This window comes from Microbacterium sp. LTA6 (genome assembly GCF_045690355.1).
In the GTDB taxonomy this organism is placed as follows: domain Bacteria; phylum Actinomycetota; class Actinomycetes; order Actinomycetales; family Microbacteriaceae; genus Microbacterium.
The window spans coordinates 2,705,566-2,725,595 of record NZ_CP147855.1 but is presented as its reverse complement, the minus strand read 5'-3'; the positions used below and the strand labels follow the sequence as shown (position 1 = coordinate 2,725,595).

General features: G+C 68.3%; 23 protein-coding genes. 8 read left to right on the top strand and 15 right to left on the bottom strand.

The annotated features are described in order from the left end of the window. Complete coding sequence (locus LTA6_RS12825; RefSeq protein ID WP_407358008.1) at positions 1 to 840, top strand: exodeoxyribonuclease III; 840 nt, start codon at positions 1 to 3, stop codon at positions 838 to 840. On the opposite strand, the gene LTA6_RS12820 is transcribed toward LTA6_RS12825, so the two are convergent. From LTA6_RS12820 to LTA6_RS12805, 4 genes are read right to left on the bottom strand one after another with little or no spacing between them, the layout of a single operon-like run. After that, positions 828 to 1,475, bottom strand: a complete 648-nt coding sequence (locus LTA6_RS12820; RefSeq protein WP_407358007.1) for a DUF4166 domain-containing protein — start codon at positions 1,473 to 1,475, stop codon at positions 828 to 830. The two genes, LTA6_RS12825 and LTA6_RS12820, sit on opposite strands and share 13 nt — an antisense overlap. Beyond that, positions 1,472 to 2,155, bottom strand: a complete 684-nt coding sequence (locus LTA6_RS12815; protein WP_407359280.1) for a DUF4166 domain-containing protein — start codon at positions 2,153 to 2,155, stop codon at positions 1,472 to 1,474. Before LTA6_RS12815 ends, LTA6_RS12820 begins: the two co-directional genes overlap by 4 nt. Next, on the bottom strand, positions 2,155 to 2,817 hold the full coding sequence (locus LTA6_RS12810; RefSeq protein ID WP_407358006.1) for an SRPBCC family protein: 663 nt from the start codon (positions 2,815 to 2,817) through the stop codon (positions 2,155 to 2,157). The genes LTA6_RS12815 and LTA6_RS12810 overlap by 1 nt, the downstream gene beginning before the upstream one ends. A gap of 44 nt (positions 2,818 to 2,861) precedes the next feature. Then, positions 2,862 to 3,176: a hypothetical protein gene (locus LTA6_RS12805; protein WP_407358005.1), complete on the bottom strand. Its 315-nt coding sequence runs from the start codon at positions 3,174 to 3,176 to the stop codon at positions 2,862 to 2,864. 85 nt (positions 3,177 to 3,261) lie between these two features. On the opposite strand from LTA6_RS12805, the gene trpS reads away from it, so the two are divergent. Then, positions 3,262 to 4,239 carry a tryptophan--tRNA ligase gene (gene trpS, locus LTA6_RS12800; RefSeq protein WP_407359279.1) on the top strand — a complete coding sequence of 326 codons (978 nt, stop codon included), beginning with the start codon at positions 3,262 to 3,264 and terminating at the stop codon, positions 4,237 to 4,239. 22 nt (positions 4,240 to 4,261) lie between these two features. Continuing rightward, positions 4,262 to 4,888 (top strand): hypothetical protein, encoded by a 627-nt coding sequence (locus tag LTA6_RS12795; RefSeq protein WP_341974140.1) that lies wholly within the window; start codon positions 4,262 to 4,264, stop codon positions 4,886 to 4,888. Positions 4,889 to 4,903: 15 nt separating this feature from the next. On the opposite strand, the gene pth is transcribed toward LTA6_RS12795, so the two are convergent. Both pth and LTA6_RS12785 read right to left on the bottom strand, forming a co-directional pair. Then, the gene (gene pth / locus LTA6_RS12790; RefSeq protein ID WP_341974139.1) at positions 4,904 to 5,485 is read right to left on the bottom strand and encodes an aminoacyl-tRNA hydrolase; all 582 of its coding nucleotides are present in this window, start codon (positions 5,483 to 5,485) and stop codon (positions 4,904 to 4,906) included. Between the two features lie 126 nt (positions 5,486 to 5,611). Beyond that, on the bottom strand, positions 5,612 to 6,214 hold the full coding sequence (locus tag LTA6_RS12785; RefSeq protein WP_363547896.1) for a 50S ribosomal protein L25/general stress protein Ctc: 603 nt from the start codon (positions 6,212 to 6,214) through the stop codon (positions 5,612 to 5,614). 227 nt (positions 6,215 to 6,441) lie between these two features. Between LTA6_RS12785 and LTA6_RS12780 the strand changes: the two genes are divergently transcribed. After that, positions 6,442 to 6,567: a hypothetical protein gene (locus LTA6_RS12780; RefSeq protein ID WP_341974137.1), complete on the top strand. Its 126-nt coding sequence runs from the start codon at positions 6,442 to 6,444 to the stop codon at positions 6,565 to 6,567. Here LTA6_RS12780 and LTA6_RS12775 read toward each other — a convergent pair. The 6 genes from LTA6_RS12775 to LTA6_RS12750 all read right to left on the bottom strand — a co-directional run bounded on the left by LTA6_RS12775 (position 6,552) and on the right by LTA6_RS12750 (position 12,665). Then, complete coding sequence (locus tag LTA6_RS12775; RefSeq protein ID WP_407358004.1) at positions 6,552 to 7,622, bottom strand: zinc-binding dehydrogenase; 1,071 nt, start codon at positions 7,620 to 7,622, stop codon at positions 6,552 to 6,554. The two genes, LTA6_RS12780 and LTA6_RS12775, sit on opposite strands and share 16 nt — an antisense overlap. 39 nt (positions 7,623 to 7,661) lie before the next feature. Beyond that, positions 7,662 to 8,393, bottom strand: a complete 732-nt coding sequence (locus LTA6_RS12770; protein ID WP_407358003.1) for a fumarylacetoacetate hydrolase family protein — start codon at positions 8,391 to 8,393, stop codon at positions 7,662 to 7,664. Continuing rightward, positions 8,393 to 9,178, bottom strand: a complete 786-nt coding sequence (locus tag LTA6_RS12765) for an SDR family NAD(P)-dependent oxidoreductase (RefSeq protein ID WP_407358002.1) — start codon at positions 9,176 to 9,178, stop codon at positions 8,393 to 8,395. Before LTA6_RS12765 ends, LTA6_RS12770 begins: the two co-directional genes overlap by 1 nt. Continuing rightward, complete coding sequence (locus tag LTA6_RS12760; RefSeq protein WP_341974133.1) at positions 9,175 to 10,593, bottom strand: MFS transporter; 1,419 nt, start codon at positions 10,591 to 10,593, stop codon at positions 9,175 to 9,177. The genes LTA6_RS12765 and LTA6_RS12760 overlap by 4 nt, the downstream gene beginning before the upstream one ends. A gap of 198 nt (positions 10,594 to 10,791) precedes the next feature. After that, on the bottom strand, positions 10,792 to 11,586 hold the full coding sequence (locus LTA6_RS12755; RefSeq protein ID WP_341974132.1) for an IclR family transcriptional regulator: 795 nt from the start codon (positions 11,584 to 11,586) through the stop codon (positions 10,792 to 10,794). 20 nt (positions 11,587 to 11,606) lie between these two features. Next, complete coding sequence (locus LTA6_RS12750; protein ID WP_407358001.1) at positions 11,607 to 12,665, bottom strand: D-2-hydroxyacid dehydrogenase; 1,059 nt, start codon at positions 12,663 to 12,665, stop codon at positions 11,607 to 11,609. Positions 12,666 to 12,766: 101 nt separating this feature from the next. Here LTA6_RS12750 and LTA6_RS12745 point away from each other — a divergent pair, with 101 nt between their 5' ends. Both LTA6_RS12745 and gndA read left to right on the top strand, forming a co-directional pair. Next, on the top strand, positions 12,767 to 13,657 hold the full coding sequence (locus LTA6_RS12745; RefSeq protein WP_407358000.1) for an NAD(P)-dependent oxidoreductase: 891 nt from the start codon (positions 12,767 to 12,769) through the stop codon (positions 13,655 to 13,657). A gap of 105 nt (positions 13,658 to 13,762) precedes the next feature. Then, positions 13,763 to 15,166, top strand: a complete 1,404-nt coding sequence (gene gndA, locus LTA6_RS12740) for an NADP-dependent phosphogluconate dehydrogenase (protein WP_407359278.1) — start codon at positions 13,763 to 13,765, stop codon at positions 15,164 to 15,166. Between the two features lie 76 nt (positions 15,167 to 15,242). Here the strand turns inward: gndA and LTA6_RS12735 are convergent, their stop codons facing one another. Next, positions 15,243 to 15,887, bottom strand: a complete 645-nt coding sequence (locus LTA6_RS12735; protein WP_407357999.1) for a bifunctional 4-hydroxy-2-oxoglutarate aldolase/2-dehydro-3-deoxy-phosphogluconate aldolase — start codon at positions 15,885 to 15,887, stop codon at positions 15,243 to 15,245. Continuing rightward, entirely contained in the window at positions 15,884 to 16,762 is an 879-nt protein-coding gene (locus LTA6_RS12730; protein ID WP_407357998.1) for an SMP-30/gluconolactonase/LRE family protein, read from the bottom strand. Before LTA6_RS12730 ends, LTA6_RS12735 begins: the two co-directional genes overlap by 4 nt. Before the next feature lie 111 nt (positions 16,763 to 16,873). Here LTA6_RS12730 and LTA6_RS12725 point away from each other — a divergent pair, with 111 nt between their 5' ends. Together LTA6_RS12725 and LTA6_RS12720 are read left to right on the top strand one after the other, a co-directional pair. Continuing rightward, positions 16,874 to 17,791 (top strand): dihydrodipicolinate synthase family protein, encoded by a 918-nt coding sequence (locus tag LTA6_RS12725; RefSeq protein ID WP_407357997.1) that lies wholly within the window; start codon positions 16,874 to 16,876, stop codon positions 17,789 to 17,791. Beyond that, positions 17,788 to 18,507, top strand: coding sequence for an SDR family oxidoreductase (locus LTA6_RS12720; protein WP_341974125.1), 720 nt, complete (start codon positions 17,788 to 17,790; stop codon positions 18,505 to 18,507). Before LTA6_RS12725 ends, LTA6_RS12720 begins: the two co-directional genes overlap by 4 nt. A 191-nt stretch (positions 18,508 to 18,698) precedes the next feature. Here LTA6_RS12720 and LTA6_RS12715 read toward each other — a convergent pair whose 3' ends face one another. Next, positions 18,699 to 20,018: a hypothetical protein gene (locus tag LTA6_RS12715; RefSeq protein ID WP_341974124.1), complete on the bottom strand. Its 1,320-nt coding sequence runs from the start codon at positions 20,016 to 20,018 to the stop codon at positions 18,699 to 18,701. Positions 20,019 to 20,030 lie beyond the last annotated feature (12 nt).

Here is a 20,030-nt window from a genome sequence, read left to right as displayed (position 1 = left end):
ATGCCTCATCTGCGTGTCGCCACAGTCAATGTCAACGGAATTCGGGCCTCGGTCCGCAATGGGATGCACGCCTGGCTGGATTCTGCCGATGTCGATGTGCTCACTCTGCAGGAGGTCCGCGGGCAGGACGAGCATCTCGAGGCCGCCTTCCCCGGCTGGTCGATCGTGCACGACGAGGCCACCGCGAAGGGACGCGCCGGCGTCGCGATCGTGAGCCGCACCCCCGCCCTCGCGACCCGCACCGCATTCGGTGACGACGACTTCGATTCGAAGGGGCGCTGGCTCGAAGGGGACTTCGTCCTCGGCGACCGGCCGATCACCATCGTCAGTGCCTACGTGCACTCCGGCGAAGCCGAGACGCCGCGCCAAGAAGAGAAGTGGCGCTTCCTCGAGGCCTTCGGACCGCGCCTGAGCGAGCTCGCAGCCGACGATGCCCTCGCGGTCGTCACCGGCGACCTCAACGTCGGGCACCGCGAACTCGACATCAAGAACTGGCGGGGCAACCGCAAGAAGTCCGGCTTCCTGCCGCGTGAGCGCGCCTATTTCGATCGCTTCCTCGGTGCGGTCGGAGCCGAGATCACCGGTGTCGACGGATCAGTGGGTCCGGGTCTCGGCTGGGTCGACGTGGGCCGACGCTTCCACGGCGAGGTCGAGGGGCCGTACACGTGGTGGTCGGCACGCGGTCAGGCGTTCGACAACGACACCGGCTGGCGCATCGATTACCACCTCGCCTCCCCCGCCCTCGCGGAGCGCGTCGGCGCCTATCACGTGGCTCGAGCGGCGTCCTACGACCAGCGCTGGAGCGATCACGCGCCGGTGGTCGTCGACTACTCGTACTGAGATTCGGCGTCGCCGAGATCGTTCGGCCGGTACCAGCCGCGATACTCCAGGACGGTACCCAGCAGCGGGTGTCGAGCTTCCATCGCGATGGTCCTCCGCTGATGCTCGGCGTCCCACCCGTCTTCGACGGAGACGACGATCCCGAAGGGCCCTCGGAGCGGGATCCGTCGCCCTCCAAGAACCAGGGCGACGTGGCGGGACTGCATCCGGAGCGATCCGTGATCCGTCACCGTGCAGTCCAGGATGAGCTCGACCCGCCGGCGATCGCCGAGGAGGTTGCGCAGACCACCGGCCTCAGGATCCTCGACGAGACGATCGCTGATCACCTCCGTCGCCCCGGGAAACTCGAATCGGCGTGTCGTCTCCAGCACCGCGCGACCTGCGGCGGTTCTCGATGCACGCGCGGTCAGCACGAAAGGCACGTCTGCGCCGAAGCGGGTGAGGAGCAGCGACGACCCGAGGACGGGACGGGCGAGGAACGCCAGCCGTCCGAACCGGCTGCCCGCCGTCTCGAAGACTCCGTGCACGGAGTCCTCCGGGGCGTGGGGCTGGCTCAGCTGCGCCAGGATCGCCGGATGGAGCTGTTGCGATCGGACACCCAGTGCACGGAGGAAGACGTCGCCCTGTGCGATCACTCGCGACGCTCTTCGCGGTAGGGCTTCGCTGTCTGCGGCGCGTCCGTGCCCTCCGGAAACTCGCAGGCGAACTCCCCGCGGTACCCGAAGAGGAAACCGAGCAGTGCATTTCGCACCTCGAGATCGATGACGAAGCACTGCCGCTCTTCGTCGTAGTGCTCGGTGAGGTGGGCTCGGCCGCTGAACAGCATCGGGAACCGGAACGACACCGGGCCCTCATAGAACCGCTGCGCGCCCGAGGCCAGGCGCAGACCGCCGTCGTCGGTGACGGACAGGTCGAGATCCACCGCGAGATGCTGATGCGTGCCCAGGTAGTCCACGATCCTGCCGCGACGCTCGCTGTAGATCATCGTCGCATCGAAGCGGCGACGGCGCCCCGGTCGGATATCCATCGTCCGCACGAAGGTGACGGTCTCTCGGCCGAGGCTGTCGACGTAGGCGTGGTTGTCGATCTGGAACGGGATGTTCTGCCCCTTCTCGGGGAACATGATGTTGCGCAGGGTCCCGAACGCCAGGAACGGCAGCGTCCACCACGGTCCACGCCGCACCTCCGACATCACGCCGCGCCCGATGCAGCCATAGCCGGCAGCGACACCGACACCGAATCGCCGCTGCAGCTGCGGATGCAGGCGCTCGAAATCGGCACCGAGTGCACGGCGGAACACGCCGTCGGTCGGCATCACGAGGTGATCTCCGCGAGCGAATCGGGGGCGGCCTGCATCACGGAGCCGCCGTCATCGCGCGCGGGACGCGACATGCAGCGTCCGGCGCGAGCCCGCGGTCGTTCTCCAGGGAGCAACGAGCGCCACCAGGTCGTCTTCTCGGGAACGACATCCTCCTCTGCCCAGATCCGGAGCCGATCGAAACTCCACGCGGTGAGCCACCAGACGAACCGCCGTGTGATCAGCGGGTCGAGGATGCGGCCGATCGGACCCCAGCCCGGCTGATAGTCGTATCCGGTGAGGAAACGCACTCCATCATCCGTCGGGATGTAACGCCAATAGCCGCGACCGCTGCCGAGCGGCGAGAGCCGGTCGGCAGCATCGAACACGAGGGCGGAGGTGCGCTCGCCGTGCCGACCGTGACGGGTGCCGAGAGAAGAACCGGTGCCACGGAACTTGTGCAGTCCGAGGTCGAGCTCGTAATCGAACTCCTGCGCCCCGTTCTCGCGGACTCGCGTGGGCCTGATCGACGTGAAACGGGCATCCCAGCGCACGTGCGAGGTGGGGTCCTGAGTGCGTTCCCACACCGTCTCCAGGGGTGCCCGAATGAGAATCTCGACGTAGAGCGCGCGATCCTGCGTCGCGTGAGCGCGCCTCCTCCGGCCGTGCGGGGTCTTCATGCGCCCAGCCTAGATGTTCGTTCTCCACGCGCCCTGCGTGACCATCACGCCGTGAGCAGCGCCGCGATGAGTCCGACGGCGACGAGCACGTAGACGAGCATGCTCCACATGTAGGCGGCGCCACGGAGGCTGGAGCGGAAGATCAGCGGCACCACGACGGCTGTGAGCAGGCCCAGCCCGAGCGCGAGGACCGTGCCGAAGATCATCGCGTATCCGTGCGGATCGCCGGTGCCCCAACCGAAGCGGCTGCTGAGGGCCATCCCGCCGAGCAGCAGGAAGGGCACTCCGAACCCCGCGGCGAGCACACCTCCGACGATCCGGATGACGCGGTCACCCGACGCCGTCTGCACCTGCACCATCGGCCAAGTCTGCCAGCACCGGATTCTGCGCCACCAGCATCACCATAGGATTGATATCGTGACGAAACCTCGCCTCTACTCAGGAATGCAGCCATCCGCCGATTCTCTTCAGATCGGCAACTACATCGGCGCGCTCCTGCAGTGGCGTGATCTGCAGAGCGCATACGACGCCTACTTCTCGGTGGTCGACCTGCACGCGCTCACCGTCGCGCAGGACCCGGCCGAACTGCGGGAGAAGACCCGTCGCACGGCCGCGCAGTACATCGCGGCGGGCATCGAACCCTCGCAGTCGACGCTGTACGTGCAGTCGCACGTCCGCGCGCACACTGAACTCGCCTGGATTCTGGGCACCATCACCGGGTTCGGCGAAGCCGGCAGGATGACCCAGTTCAAGGACAAGTCGGCACGCTACGGGCAGGACGCGGCGAGCGTCGGCCTGTTCACCTACCCGGTCCTGATGGCAGCGGACATCCTGCTGTATCAGACCGACGTGGTGCCGGTCGGCGACGACCAGAAGCAGCATGTCGAACTCACACGCGACCTCGCAGAGCGCTTCAACTCGCGCTTCGGCGAGACTTTCACGGTGCCGAACCCGGTGATCCAGAAGGACACCGCGCGCATCTACGACCTGCAGAACCCGACCTCCAAGATGTCGAAGTCCGCAGAGAGCGACGCGGGCGTCATCTGGATGCTGGACGACCCGGCGAAGTCGGCGAAGAAGATCATGCGCGCTGTCACCGACAACGAGGGATCGGTGCGGTTCGACCGGGAGAACAAGCCGGGCGTCTCCAATCTGCTGACGATCTATGCGGCCCTCACCGGCCGTCAGGTGCCGTCGATCGAAGACGAGTACGCAGGTCGCGGGTACGGCGACTTCAAGAAGGGCCTCGCCGAGGTCGTCGTCAACGAGTTCGAGCCGGTCAGAGCGCGAGCCCTCGAGCTCCTCGACGACCCGGCCGAGCTCGATCGCATCCTCGCCGCGAACGCCGGGCGGGCGGATGCCGTCGCCGACGTCACTCTCCGCACCGTCTACGATCGCGTCGGCCTGCTGCGACGCGTCTGACACTCGCCGTTAGGATGGGGTCGTGACTGATCCGCAGCTGCCCCCGCCCGGCGTGCCTCCCGTTCCGGCGGCACCGTACGGAACGGTACCGGCCCCCGCCTTCCCGCAGCCGCCGGTCGCACCCGGATATCCGCAGCCCGTCGCTCCGGCGCACCCGCAGGCACCGGTCTACCAGGCGCCTCCGGGCGCCTACCACGTGCCGGTGGGCGGCTACGCGGCCCCGGCCGGCGCTTATCCGGTGCCGGCCGCCCCCGAGCGGCGATCGCCGTTCCTCGGCACCCTGGCGCTGATCTTCTCCCTCGTCGCCGCCGTCGCGACCCCGATCATCGTCGGCTTCGCCGCATACGAGATCGGCCGGCGCATCCCCGGCGCAGCCGATTACATGAGCGACGTCGACTCGCTCGCCTTCCTCTCCCCCGCCCGCGACCAGGTGCTGTGGGCGGAGCTCGCATTCTGGGCCGGTACGTTGCTCGGCATCGCAGCGATCGTCGTGGGGATCATCGCGATCCGACGCCGACAGGGCCGAGGACAGGGCATCGCGGCTCTTGTCGTCGCGATCATCGCGCCGCTCATCTTCTTCGTCGTGCTGGTGATCGCCCTGAGCACCGGGACGGCCGCCGGCTTCATCGACTACGACTACTCCAGCTGACGCGAAGGACAGCGCTCAGCGCGGCGCGTGGTGCTTCTGCTGCGCCGCGAGCAGTCCTTCCGCGACGAGCAGTTCGACGGCGTCGGCCGCATCGGAGACGAGGATCGGCACGTTCGCCCGCTCCTCTTTGCCGAAAGGCGCGAGCACCCAGTCCGCCGCATCCTGACGTCCGGGCGGACGTCCGATGCCCACGCGCACACGCGGGAAGTCGGCGGTGCCGATCGCGCTCGCGACGTCGCGAACCCCGTTGTGGCCGCCGTGGCCGCCGCCGATCTTCAGTTTCACCGTGTCGAACGGGATGTCCAGTTCATCGTGCACGACGATGACCTGCTCTGCGGGTACCGAGTAGAAGCGGGCGAGAGCAGCGACCGGGGTACCGGAGACGTTCATGAACGTGTTCGGCTTCGCCAGCACCAGCTTGTCGGCACCCGGCCGCAGCCAGGTCTCGACGACGCGAGCTCCGCCCTTGTGCTCGCGGAAGCTCTCGCTGCGACGTGCCGCCAGTTCGTCGACGACGAGCTGGCCGATGTTGTGCCGGGTCGCCTCGTACCGGGGTCCCGGGTTCCCGAGTCCCACCACGAGCCAGGTGGATGCCATCAGTGGTCCTTCCGCGCGCGACCTCCCGTGCCCTGCAGCAGCGGGGGTCGCGACCAGTATGACGGCCGGATACGACAGAGGGGACGCGATCGGATCGCGTCCCCTCTGTTCCGAACCGGTCGGAGATTACTCGGCAGCGGCCTCGGTGGCCTCTTCCGCAGCAGCCTCGTCCTCGGTCGCCTCAGCGGCGGACGGGACGGAGATCGCGACGACGAGCACCTCGGGGTCGGAGAGCAGCGTCGAACCCTTGGGCAGCACGACGTCGGCGGCCGTGATGTGCGCGCCCTCCTCGAGACCCTCGACGGAGACCTCGATGTTCTGCGGGATGTGCGTGGCCTCGGCCTCGATCGACAGGGTGTTCGCGTCCTGGTTCACGATCGTGCCGGAAGCGGACTCGCCGACGACGATGATCGGGATGTCGATCGCGACCTTCTCGCCCTTCTTCACGACGAGCAGGTCGATGTGCTCGATGATCTGGTGCACGGGGTCCTTCTGGACATCCTTGACGAGGGTGAGCTGGTCGCCCTTGCCATCGATCTCGAGCTCGAGCACGGCGTTGGCGCGGCGGATGATGAGCGAGACCTGGTGGCCCGGCAGCGCGACGTGCACCGGCTCGGTGCCGTGGCCGTAGATGACGGCGGGGATCTTGCCGGCAGCGCGGAGGCGGCGGGCGTAGCCCTTGCCGAAGTTCTCGCGAAGCTCGGCGTGGACCTTGGTGTCTTCAGACATGGGGATTCTCCTTCGGGGCACGCAGCGAAGGGGCCGCGCGGTGGTCTTGGAATTGTGGGCTCGAACGCAAACGCGTGAGGTAAGCCACCGGGCTCGCTCCGCCGCGTCGATAACGGACGTTCTCGCACGCGCGGAAGCGTCCCTCGCCGAGGTACTCCTCAATGGTACCGGATGACGCGGTAGGCTGAGGACACCAGCTTTTTCTGCGCAGAACACGGAGACCCCTCATGCTCGACGGCGCCTTTCTCTCGCACGCACTCCTCTGGCTCATCGGAGCGATGTCGGTGTGCGCCGCGGGCTTGACGTTCGCAGCTCTCTTCTCGCTCGGCCGGTCGGGCTACCGCAAGGACTGATCTCGGGCATCCGCCCCTTCGGCTTCGGCACCGAAGTCGAGAAGCACCTTGCATGATCGCGAAGGATCAGCGGCCAACGCGAAGGCATCGAGCGCATCATGCGCCGGCTCCACGTGGCTGATGATTCCCGAGACGTCGAGCGTGCCGTCGGCCAGCGCCGCGATCACCTCGCCGAACTCCGTGCCGAACCGGAACGATCCGATCAGCGAGAGCTCTCGCGTGATCGCCGTCGCCATCGGCACGGCGATCTCTCCTGCCCGCTGCAGCCCGAGCAGCACGACCGTTCCGCCGCGCACAGCAGCGGAGATGGCGGCGGCCAGGCCGGGCACGGTGCCGCTGGACTCGACGACGACGTCGGCGTGCAGCGCGGCGATGGCTTCGGCGTCCCTGGCGTCGATCCCGACCGCCCCACGGGCCTCCGCGATCGCGCGGGGTTGCGGGTGCAGGTCGGTGACCGTGATGGAGGAGGCTCCGGCGCGCTGCGCCACCGCGGCGACGAGCTGCCCGATGGGTCCTGCTCCGATCACGGCGACGCTGCGACCGCGCACGTGTCCTGCGCGCGCCACCGCGTGCCAGGCGACGGCGGCCGGCTCGGCGAGAGCAGCGATGCGCAGATCGAGGCCATCGGGGACGGCGTGCAGCATCCGGGTGGGAACGGCGACGCGACGCGCGAACGCCCCCTGGGTATGCGGCACGTGCATCGCCGAGCCGAGGTACGTGGATGCCGGGGCGAGGTTCGGCCGGTCGGCGGGCCATGGCGTGAGACCATCGCCCTGCGGCGTGAGCGGATGCACGGCGACCACTGTCCCCTCGGCAGGGCCGCTCCCATCGGCAGCAGGCACCGAGACGACGCCGGAGACCTCATGGCCGAGAGTCATCGGTGCGCGGAGCACCGAGGCGCCGGCCGCCCCGTGCATCCAGTAGTGCAGGTCCGATCCGCAGATGCCGCCGAAGGCGATGTCGACGATCGCTTCGTCGGGGGCCGGCGTCGGTGCTCCGACGTCCTCGATGCGCAGGTCATTCGCCGCATGCGCGACGACGGCGAGATTCTCCACGTGTGCTCCGTTCCCGTTCATCTTCACAGGTCTCTCCGGTCACACCAGAGGTGTGACCAGAGTGACTCCCGAGACCGTCACCGTGACCGTCTGCCCTGGCAGCACCCGCGCCTGCGAGTGCGGCGCCCCCGTCATCACGATGTCGCCCGGTCCGAGCGGCGACCAGGCCGCGATGTACGCGAGGCAGTCGCGGATCGCCATCGGCAGCTCGCGACTGTCGGTCTCGGCGACGATCGAGCCGTCGATCTCCAGGGTGAGGGTGACATCGTCGATGTCGGCGTCCGTATCGATCCAGGGACCGAGCGGCGTGTAGCCGTCGCCGGACTTCGACTCGAAGTTGCGCGGATCCCATTCGGCGCGGTCCGGGCTCGACAGGTCGTTGACGGCCGTGACACCGAGGACGTACTCATGCGCGTTGTGCGCCGTCAACCCGAGGGTCGCCTTGCCGATGACGACGGCGATCTCACCCTCGGCGACCGCCGTGCCCGCGTCCCGACGCAACGACACTGCCGTTCCGCTCGGTGTCACCGTGCGCGGACTCTTCAGCCACGCCTGAACGGGCGAGTGGTGCTCCGGCCCGTTCTGCGCGACGCCGATCACGACCACGGGAACGGCAGGTGCGAGCAACTCCCCCGCGACCGCCTCCCCGTCATCGGCCGGGCTGCGCCCCGCGGCGTACGCGGCGTACGGATCCTCGATGGGCACCAGGCGGTCACCCTCTGCTCTGACATGACGGGGGCCGTCCGCGGTCAGCACTCGGCCGATGCGCATCAGATCACCGCCGTCATGCCGCCGTCGACGTAGAGCGTCTGGCCGTTGACGAAGTCGCCGGCCGAGCTGGACAGGAACACCAGCCCGCCGACGAGATCGCGGGTGTCGCCCCATCGACCTGCGGGCGTGCGCCCGCGCACCCAGGCCGAGAACTGCTCGTCGGCGACCAGCGCGCTGGTGAGCTCGGTGGCGAAGTAGCCGGGTGCGATCGCATTCGCCTGGATGCCGTGAGGTGCGAGGTCAGCGCACAGCCCCTTCGTGAACATCACGATCGCGCCCTTGGTCGCGGAGTAGGCCGCGATCGAGGGGCGGGCGAGCTGCGACTGCACGCTCCCGATCTGCACGATCTTGCCGGAGCCGCGCGCGATCATTCCGCGTGCGACGCGCCGCGACAGGTGGAAGACGCCGGACAGGTTGGTCTGCACGAGCGCATCCCAGTCCTCATCCGTGAACTCCGCGATCGGAGCACGCCGCTGCACGCCGGCGTTGTTGACGAGGATGTCGGGGGTGCCGATCAACTGTTCGACCTCGAGCATCCCGGCGTCCACCGCGGCAGCATCCGTCACATCGAAGACGACGCTGCGAGCGTCGATACCGGTTGCAGCCGAGATCTCGGCAGCGGTCGCTGCCGCCTTCGCGGCGTCACGCCCGTGCACGATCACGCGCGCGCCGGCCGCGGCGAGGCCCTCGGCCAGCGTCCGGCCGATTCCTCGACTGGATCCGGTGATCAGTGCGGTGCGCCCGGTGAGATCGAAGGCGCCGAGGCCGGCCGGCAGGCCGGTCACGGTGCGACAGCCTTGATGGTGACCGTGGTGGCGAACACATCGTCGCCACCCTCGTTGCGCGAGACCTTGATCGCGTCGTCGATGCGGGTGAGGTCACGGCGCAGGGTCTCCGGCACCAGGAACGTGGATGCGGTGGTGATGACGGCGAGGACGAGCATGTAGATCGCGAGCAGCACCCAGTTGCCGCCGCTGACCGCGATCAGGTAGGCGCCGAGGACACCGGCCGTTCCACCGGCGAGCACCGCGGAGATCTCGCGCGCCATCGCGACGCCGAGGTAGCGGTGGCGGTTGCCGAACATCTCGGGGAGCATCGCGCACTGCGGTCCGAGCATGGTGTTGACCGCGACGCCGATGCCGACAGCGATGACGCCGATCGCCAGCGCGTGGTTGCCGAGCGAGAGCATCCACCATGCGGGGAAGGTGTAGATCAGCATGAAGACGGCGCCGAAGCGGTAGACCGTGCGCCGCCCGAAGCGATCGGACAGGTGACCGGCGAACGGCACCGAGAAGATGCCGATGAGCGAACCGAGCGTGACGCCCCAGGTGAGGAGACTCTTGTCTGCGGTGGGGCCGACGACGGCCACGAAGAACGCGAGGCTCAGGTTCTGGAACATGTACGAACCGCCGTTCTCGGCCATCCGCAGCCCGACGCCGACGATGACGCCGGGAAGACCGTGCGTGAAGATCTCCTTGATCGGTCGATCGGCGATCTGCTCGTGCTTCTCGAGTTCGATGAACGTCGGGGTCTCGCGCAACCGCATCCGGATGAACAGTGCGATCAGGATCAGCAGGAAGGACGCGAGGAACGGCACGCGCCACCCCCAGCTGAGCAGCTGGTCCTCGGGGAGGAGCGTGATCAGGCTGAAGACGACGGCGGCGAGCAGGGTTCCGGCCTGGATGCCGACGAACGGCAGCGCCGAGAAGAAGCCGCGGCGCTTGACCGGCGCATACTCGGCCATCAGCACGGTGGCGCCGGCCTGTTCGGCACCGGCTCCGAATCCCTGCAACAGCCTCAGCAGGACCAGGAGGGCAGGCGCCCAGATCCCGATCGCCTCATAGGTCGGCAGCAGCCCGATCGCGGTGGAAGCACCACCCATCAGCAGGATCGTTGCGACGAGCACCCACTTGCGTCCGAGCCTGTCGCCGAGCACCCCGAAGAAGAGGCCACCGAACGGGCGGGCGAGGAAGCCGACTCCGAACGTCGCGAACGCCAGCACCGTCGCCATCGCGGGATCCCCCTGCGGGAAGAACAGGACGTTGAAGATCAACGCCGTCGACAGCCCGTACAGGGCGAAGTCGAAATACTCCAGCGCGCTGCCGATGCTGGACGCGAGTGTGGCTCGGCGAAGATTCGCGGCGTACTCGGGGTCATCGGACGGGGCTTTCGCGGTGGTGCGCAAGTCGGTCATTGCCATCTCCTTCGATCGGCTTCGCCAGCGGCGTTGAGATGACTGTACCAGCGGGTTGGCCCATGTTCAATACTTTGTACAGCCACCGCGGCTCGGCCCCCTCGCCCTCGGCCTACCGGCAGGCGCGACGGACATCGGCAGCCGCCGATCGCGGGCACGACGAACATCGCGACCCGCCGATCGCGATCTCGCGGCGCCTCGGGATCAGCGGCGAGCGGCGGCGCTGAACGGGTTCGTGAGCGCAGCGGCGGCGTCGCGCAGCGCCTGACCGACGCGCTCGATCCGCTCGTAGTCGGCATCCATCGCGCGGATCGCGACGCCCAGGGCCAGCGGCGGATCGGACGGCGCCCAGCCGTCGAGCGGCACCGCGACGCCGACGATGCCGCGGAACGATTCCTCGGCATCCAGCGCCCAGCCGCGACGGCGCGCGGTCCCCAGTACCTCGAGAAGACCCTCGATGGTCGTCGTGCTGCGCTCGGTGAGCGCCGGGAACTCGGCATCCGCACCGATCAACGCGACGACTTCCGCATCCGACATCGCCGCGAGCAGCGCCCGCCCCGTCGCAGAAAGCGCCGCGGGCAGCCTCGAGCCGAGCGGGGTGCCCAGTCGGAGCGATCTCGAACCTTCGTAACGCGCGAGGTACAGCGCATCCGCTCCGTCGAGAACGGCTACCTGGACGAGCTCGGCCGACAGCGTCGGCGACTTCTCGCACACGCTGTAGAACTCGCGGATCTGATTGAACTGCGCGGCGTACGCACCGCCGAGCTCCGCGGTGCGCAGCCCGAGTCGGTAGCCCAGCGCCGTGCGCTCGACCATCCCGCCCGCTTCGAGGGCGAGGCACAGATTCGCTGTCGACGACTTCGCGAGTCCGAGATCGGCGGCGAGCTCCGTCAGCGTACGGGGCCGGTCGGCCTCCGCGAGGATTCCGAGCAGGCGGATGCTCCTGCTGACGGCCGGCGCCGGGTCACGGGCCTCTCGCGGATCGTCTTCGCTCGCCACTCTTCGCCCCCTGCTGGAAATCAGTAGAACTCGACGGTATCGACGACGGCGCGCAACGGTGCGCCATCGAGCAGGCGCGCCGCGTTCTCGGCGAACCTCCGCGCGATCCGCTCCTCCTCTTTGGAGTTCAACGCCGCCGTATGCGGGCTGACCAGAACCTGCGGGTGCGACCACAGCGGCGATACGGGATCGAGCGGCTCCTTCTCGAACACGTCCAGGGCGGCGAACCCGATGCGCCCGTCGTCGAGGGCCGAGAGGAGTGCGTCCTCATCGATCACCGTGCCACGTCCGACGCTCGCGAGGATCGTGCCGGGCCGGACCGCGCCGAGCACGTCCGCACCGACGAGGTGATGGGTCTGCTCGGTGCCGGGGAGCGTCACGACGATGGCATCGACTTCTGCTGCAGCGTCGACGAGTTCGTCGAGCGGGATCAACCGGTCCACGCCGTCGATGGGCTCGCCGGAGCGCGTCGTGCCCCAGACGCGGGCGCCGAGCGCATGGAAACGCTGGGCGCATTCGGCGCCGATGCCGCCTAGGCCCACGATGAGAACGGTCATCTCATCGACCTGACGCATCTCCCAGCGCTCCGGCCAGGTGCGCTCCCGCTGATCTGCCAGCAGCCGGGGAAGACCTTTCGCTCCGGCGATGACGCCGAAGACCGCGAACTCGGCGAGCGGACCGCCGTGCACACCGGCACTGGTCGTGAACGCGATGCGATCGAGCGCTTCGCGGGCGAGTCCGGCCGCCTTGACCTGGCTGCCCCCGCCGGCAGCGGTGGTCATCACCCAGCGCAACTGCGGGTTGGCGGCGACCGTTCTCGCGAGTGCCGCAGGATCGACATCGGGAATGCCGAACAGCGCGTCGGCGGAATCGACCATGTCGTCGAATGCCGACTGCTCCTGTGGTGTGCGTACATGATCGGGGTCACCGGACCAGTCGGCCGGTCCGCGCATGGGATGCATGAGAGAGTGATCGCGGATGAGTTCCACCCGCGGTTCGAGCTCCTCGATCAACCGGCAGTGCTCCTCCGACAGCGGCACCGCCAGGACGACTCGCAGCCTGTTCTTGATCTCCGACATGCTGGTCCCTTCCTCGGGCAGACTCTCGATCCGCTCACTCTAGCGCAAATCCATTCGGCTGAACACTGTTCGATCAGCTGGATGTTCGGTACCATGTCGCCATGTCCTCCTCTCCAGCCACCGTCGGCGTGATCGGCTTGGGCGCCATGGGGCACCCCATGGCCGAGCATCTCCTCGCCGCACGCGGCGCACTCGTCATCCATGCACGGCGCCCGCAGCCGCAGCTCATTGCGGCCGGCGCCTCGTGGGCAGACTCGCCCCGCGAACTCGCATCCCAGGTCGACGTCCTGCTCGCCATGCTCCCTGACCTCCCGCAGCTCGAAGAGCTTCTCGACGGCGAGGACGGCCTCCTCGCCGGAACCGGCGACCTTCTGATCCTGATCGGATCGACGTCGTCCGCACCTGGAATCCGCGCTCTCGCCGACCGGCTGCACACGCAGTCCGACGGGCGCGTGCGCGTCGTCGACTGCCCAGTGTCCGGCGGTGAGGACGGCGCTCAGGCCGGCACGCTGTCGATCATGCTCGGCGGCGACGAGGAGGATGCCGAACGAGCGGCGGAGATTCTGACCGCCTGCGGCCGCCCCGTTCATCTCGGCCCGCTCGGTGCCGGCCAGGTCGCGAAAGCCTGCAATCAACTCGTCGTCTCGGCCACCATCCTGGCGCTCGGCGAGGCGACCGTCCTGGCCGAGCGCTCCGGTCTCGACCTCGATGCGATGTGGACTCTGCTCTCCGGCGGCTACGCCGGATCCCGCCTGCTGGACAGCCGCAGGGAGAAACTGGTCACCGGCGACGACTCGCCGAGCGGGATGGCGAAGTACATGCTGAAGGACCTGCGCTTCGCGGCCGACATCGCGGAGGCCACCGGAACGTCTGCTGTGCTTCTGCCGACCCTGCGCCATGCGTTCGATGAGCTCGTGGCCGCCGGGCTCGGCGATCGCGACATCGCCGTCACCCGCCGCTTCGTGGCATCCCGCGACACAGAAACGCATTGACCCGCACACAGCGATACGCTGAAAGTCACCCCCACTTCTTCACGATCGAGGAGCTCCTCAGTGCCCGAAGCATCAGCGAACATCGGAGTCGTCGGACTCGCCGTCATGGGCTCGAATCTCGCCCGCAATCTCGCCAGCCGCGAGGGCAACACCGTCGCGATCTTCAACCGCAGCTATGAGAAGACCCAGGGTGTTCTCGACGCGCACCCCGAGGCCGGATTCATCCCTGCCCACACCTACCAGGAGTTCGCCGACTCGCTGCAGAAGCCGCGCACCGCGATCATCATGGTCAAGGCCGGCGGTCCGACGGACGCCGTGATCAACTCCCTCGTCGAGGTCTTCGAGCCCGGAGACATCATCGTCGACGGCGGCAACGCATACTTCCCGGACACCATCCGCCGCGAGAAGGCGGTCCGCGAGACGGGCATCAACTTCGTCGGCGCCGGCATCTCCGGCGGCGAAGAGGGTGCGCTCACCGGTCCGTCGATCATGCCAGGCGGCTCGGACGAGTCGTGGGTCACGCTCGGCCCGATCCTGACCTCGATCGCCGCGATCGCCGAGGGCGAAGCGTGCGTGACGCACGTCGGCCACGACGGCGCCGGGCACTTCGTCAAGATGGTGCACAACGGCATCGAGTACGCCGACATGCAGCTCATCGCCGAGGCCTACGACCTCATCCGCCGCGGCACCGGCAAGTCGCCGGCCGAGATCGCCGACATCTTCGCCGAATGGAACGCGGGCGAGCTCGAGTCGTACCTCATCGAGATCACCGCCGAGGTGCTGCGTCAGGTCGACGCAGCAACGGGCAAGCCGCTCGTCGATGTCATCCTCGACCAGGCCGGCGCCAAGGGCACCGGCGCCTGGACGGTGCAGACGGCCCTGTCACTCGGCGTGCCGGTCTCCGGCATCGCCGAGGCCACATTCGCCCGCTCGCTCTCCTCGCACCCGGAACAGCGCGCCGTCGCCGGATCTCTTCCCGGCCCGGACGAAGAGTTCACCGTGACCGACCATGACGCCTTCATCGAGGACGTTCGCCTCGCGCTGTACGCCTCCAAGATCGTCGCCTACTCGCAGGGCTTCGACGAGATCCGCGCCGGTGCCGCCGAGTACGACTGGAACATCGACCTCGGTGCGATCTCCAAGATCTGGCGCGGCGGTTGCATCATCCGTGCCCAGTTCCTCAACCGCATCGCGGACGCCTACGCCGCTGAGCCGGAGCTTCCGGTGCTGATGACCGCCCCGTACTTCGCCGAGGTCTTCGGACGCGCCCAGTCCGCGTGGCGCCGCGTCGTCGTCGCGGCCGCCGAGGCCGGCATCCCCGCGCCCGCGTTCTCGTCGTCGCTGTCGTACTACGACGGCATCCGTGCCGACCGTCTGCCGGCCGCTCTGGTCCAGGGACAGCGCGACTTCTTCGGAGCGCACACCTACAAGCGCATCGACAAGCCGGGCACCTTCCACACGCAGTGGTCGGGCGACCGCACCGAGATCGAGGCGGAAGACACGCACTGACGTCACCGTTTGGAGGGGCCGGGAACCGCAAGGTTCCCGGCCCCTCTCTCTGTGACGACGAAAGGAAGAAGCCCGGTCAGCGGGCCTGGACCGCCTGGACGAACGCCCGCGCCCGCATGGCGAGCGCACTCAGGTCTCCCCCCGGGGTCGCCGCGTCACCGACGAGCGGGCCGCCCACACCGAGAGCGAACGCCCCGGCAGCGAGGTAGCCGCTGATCGTGTCGACGGTGACGCCGCCGACGGGGATGATCCTGGCCTCCGGGAAGGGATCGCGGACGGCGCGGATGAAGCCGGGGCCGAGCGCAGACGCCGGAAACAGCTTCACCGCGGCCGCGCCCAGGTCCATCCCCCGCTGGATCTCGGTGGGCGTGTAGACGCCGGGAAGTACACCGATGCCCTGCCCGACCGCGTATTCGACCGAGGCGGTGAGCGTCGGCGTCACCATGAACTGCGCACCGGCAGACACGGCACGGTCGACATCGGCCTCGTCGAGCACGGTACCCGCGCCGATGAGAGCTTCCACCGGTGCGTCCTGCACGACGTGAGCGATCGCCGCTTCGGCGTCATCGAGGGTGAGAGCGATCTCCAGAGTGAGGATGCCGGCATCGATCAGGGTCAGTGCCGTCGCCACCGTGGCATCGACATCCGTTCCTCGGATGATCGCAATGAGTCGGCTCGCCGCGACCCGCTCCCGCAGCCCTGCGTTGTCGACGACGCTCATCGCCCCGACCCGCCCCATGGCAGGGCCGGAGTCCCACCGATCTCGACCTCGACACCGAGCAACGCGCCATCCGCCTCGCCGGGCTGCGGCAGTCCGATGCTTGCGGTCGTGATCACGAGCAGTCGATCGACGAGAGCGACAGCGGTCGGCCTCTTCGCCGGAAGCTCGATCGTCTGCACCAGCACACCGGTCGGTGAATAGCGACGCACCTCTGCGGCATCCCATACGGCCACCCAGAGCATGCCCTCGAGATCGATCGTCATGCCGTCAGGATTGCCTCCGTCGACGCGGCAGATCGTCCGGCGGCCGGAGAGCTGACCATCCGCCGCGACATCGAACGCTTCGATACTGCGGTTCGGAAGCGTGTCGATGTAATACAGGGTCGAGCCGGTGTGATCGAAGGCGAGTCCGTTCGAGACCGTCACCCCGCTGAGCCTCTCGGTCGCCACGCCATCCGGACCGAAGCTCCACAGCGCGCAGTGCGGTGCCCGCGGCATCGACTGGCTCCCCACCCAGAAGCGGCCGGACGGATCGGCGCCGCCGTCGTTCATGTAGTGCCCTGGCGCGGCGATATCCGTCGCAAGGGGCGACACAACACCCTCGTCGCTGACATGAACGATGTCGCGGTCGACCGCCACCACCCAGCCAGCTCCCGGCTCGGCGAGCGGAGCCGGGGCACCGATCTGACGGCCGACCGATACGGCAGACCCGGGAATGACCATCCCGTTCTCGAGGCGGCCGCGGTGGAACGCTCCCGTCGCCATGTCGATCCAGGCGAGGCTGCCGTCACGGGCGTCCCAGCGGGGCGATTCTGCCTGTACGTAGCGTTCGTCCGAGATGATCTCGACGTTTCTGGAGAGATGTGAGCGCGGCATCCGGGTCAACTTTCAGTGGTGGCTGCAACCGTTATGTGGCAGACTATCTCACAATATGCATACGACTTGCGAAAACAGGAAAACGACAATGCTGAAGCGGGGAAACAGCTGATGGCTCTGAAACTCCACGGCTTGATGCCGATTCTGGCAACCCCGTTCGATGAGACGGGCGCCCTCGACCGCGATGGCTTGCGCCGCCTGGTCGAATTCGAGCTCGCCGCCGGCGTGGACGGCGTCGCCGTCTTCGGAATGGCGAGCGAGGGGTTCGCACTCACCACCGAGGAGAGGCGCACCATCCTCAGTGATGTCGTCGAGCTCGTCGAGGGCCGCGTCCCGGTCATCGCGGGCGTCAACGGCACCTCGACCGCCACCTCGATCGAGCAGGCGCTCCTCGCAGAAGAGGGCGGCGCCGACGCGCTCATGGTTCTCCCGCCCTTCATGGTGAAGCCGCCGGCGGCGACACTCGTCGACTTCTACGGCGAGGTCGCTGCGGCCACGTCGCTTTCCGTCATGGTGCAGGACGCCCCCGGCGTCACGGGCGTCAGCATGACACCGTCGCTCATCGCCGAGCTCGCCGGCCTCGACGGGGTCGACTCGGTGAAGGTCGAGGCGCCGCCGACAGCTCCCAAGGTGGGCGCGGTGGTCGACGCGATCAAGGATGCCGATTTCGCTGTGCTCGGCGGCCAGAACGCCCAGTTCTGCCTCGAGGAGTACGCACGCGGCGCCGTGGGGACGATGCCCGCCTGCGAGTTCCCCGACCTGCTCGGTCCGGTGCTGGCGGACTTCATCGCCGGGCGCGTCGACGAGGCACGGGCGGGCTTTCGTCGTATGCTCCCCCTCGTGCTGATAGGGCTGCAGGGCGGCATCGCATGGGCGGTGCACAAAGAGGTGCTCGTCGCGCGTGGCATCATCGAGCACGCCACGGTGCGCTACCCCGCCGCTCGCCTCGACGCCGGCAGTCGCGCGGCCGTCGACCTCGTGGTCGAGGAGCTCGCTCTTCCTCCGCTGCCGGTAAAGGTGCGCGTGTGACTCGCCGCGGCGTGCTGCTGATCGGCGGCAGCTCCGATATCGGCCTCGCGATCGCGCGCGCCTTCGCCGCCGGCGGGGACGCCGTCATCGGCGTCGGCCTCGAAGATTCGGCAGACGCCGTCTTCGAGCGCTACCTCGTGGCCGACTGCAGCAGGTCGGATGCCGCGGAACGTGCCGTCTCCGATGCCGAGCAGGCTCTCGGACGGCTCGACGTCGTGGTTCTCGCCGCCGGGCGCATGCCGATCGGCCGCGCTGACGCGACGAGTGACGATGACTGGCGAGGAGCGCTCGGCGCCACGCTCGACTCGGCGTTCTTCGTCGCCCGTGCGGCGCTGCCACGCCTGGCTCCCGGCTCGTCGATCGTCGCGGTGACCTCCGTGAACTCTTCCCTCGCCGCTCCCGCCCTGCCCGCCTATGCCGCGGCGAAGGCGGGCGTCGACGGGCTCGTGCGACAACTGGCCCTCGACTACGGCCCACGCGGCATCCGCGTCAATGCCGTGCAGCCCGGCAGCATCTCCGCGACCGATACCGGGGAGAGCGAGGGTTACCCGCTCGGTCGGATCGGACGCCCGGAGGAAGTGGCATCGGTCGTGGCGTTCCTCGCGTCGGACGCCGCGTCGTTCGTCACCGGCACGTCGATCGCCGTCGACGGCGGACTGTCGATCTCCTCCCCCGCCGCATGGCTGAAGCCGGTACTGCGCGAACGCTGGCTCTGACCGCCTCCGCATCCACCCGCTGGCCCTGAGCCGTCTCTGCGACGGCTCAGGGCCAGCGGCGTTTTCCGCCTCCGGCCTTCCCCCCTCCGGCCTTCTCCCCCAGCGCCTTCTGCCCGCGTGCGACGCCCACGACAAAACGCTCGCCGCACCCGGGGAGATCCGAGTGCGGCGAGCGTCAGCAGCAGGCGAGCTCAGGAGTTCGCGTCGAGCAGCCCCTGCACTTCCTTCTTCAGCGCGTTGAGACCGGCCTGCACATCGACCTGACCGGCGAGAATCGTCGCGACGCCGCCGCCGATCGCCGCGTCGATCTGCGCTGTGACCGCGACACGATCCCACGCCGCGCCTCTGGCGTGCTCCGACACCTCGGTGCGGAAGGCGACCTGGAACTTGTCCGCTGCGAGCGACGGGATCTGGTCGGCGACGCTCTTGGCCGCCGGAGCGACCGCGGACTTCTCGTAGAGGGCTGTCGCGGCCTTGACGTTCGTCGCCGCGTACTTGATGAACTCGAGGCTCGTCAGCTCTCCCTCGCCCGCGCTCGCGAACAGGCCGCCGCCCCAGGCGCGGTTGTAGGAGTCGTTGCCTCCGGCGGTCGGCCGGGCGATCGCGCCGATGTTGTCGATGATGTTCTGGGCAGCACCGTTCGTCTTGACGAAGGTCGAGGCCAGCGGGGCATCGTCGTAGAGCGCCGCACGGCCGCTCGCGAACAGGATGCGAGCGTCGCTTCGGGCGACATTGGTCTGGGTGAGACCGGCATCCAGCAGCGACTTGTACCAGGTCATGGCCTCGACGCTCTCCGCGTCACCGATGGTGCACTTGAGGTCGTCAGTGACGACATCGCTTCCGAAGCCCCACATCCAGTGCACGGCATCCTTCAGGTCGGGGTTCTTCGTGACCGCGGCGTACGGGATCAAGGACGAATCCTGCGCCTTGATCTTCTCCAGCGCCGTCGCGAACTTCTCCACCGTCATGCCCGACTTGATGCCGACGCTCTTCGCGATCTCACCATTGGTGATCATGCCGATCCCGGCAGCCGTCAGCGGCAGGACGAGCAGCTTGCCGTCCATGGTGTACGAATCGAGCACACCCTGCGGGATGCCGAGACCTTCCGCCAGTTCGGACAGGTCGGCGAGCACGTTCATCGGCGTGAGCACCTGCCAGCCACCCGACTGCCCTACGCCCATGAGCTTGCCGGAGCGACCGGTGAGAGCCAGCTGCGTGGCGGCCTGATCGTACGGGTAGATGACCGGGGCCACCTTCACGCCGGCATCCTTGGAGAAGCCGTCGAGGATCCCCTGCCAGGCTGCCTTCAACGCCTCTTCGCCGAGCGAGTTGCCGTAGAAGTTGATCGACTTGGCCTTGGTCGCGGCGTTCGCAGTGGCGCCGGCTCCGGCGCCGGTTCCGGGCGCTGCCGGTGTCGCGCAGCCGGCGAGGGCGAGGACGCCGAAGGCGGCCAGGGCGGTGCTGCCGCCGAGGAAGGCGCGGCGGCTCAACTGCGAGTTCGAGATGTTCATGGAAACTGCTCC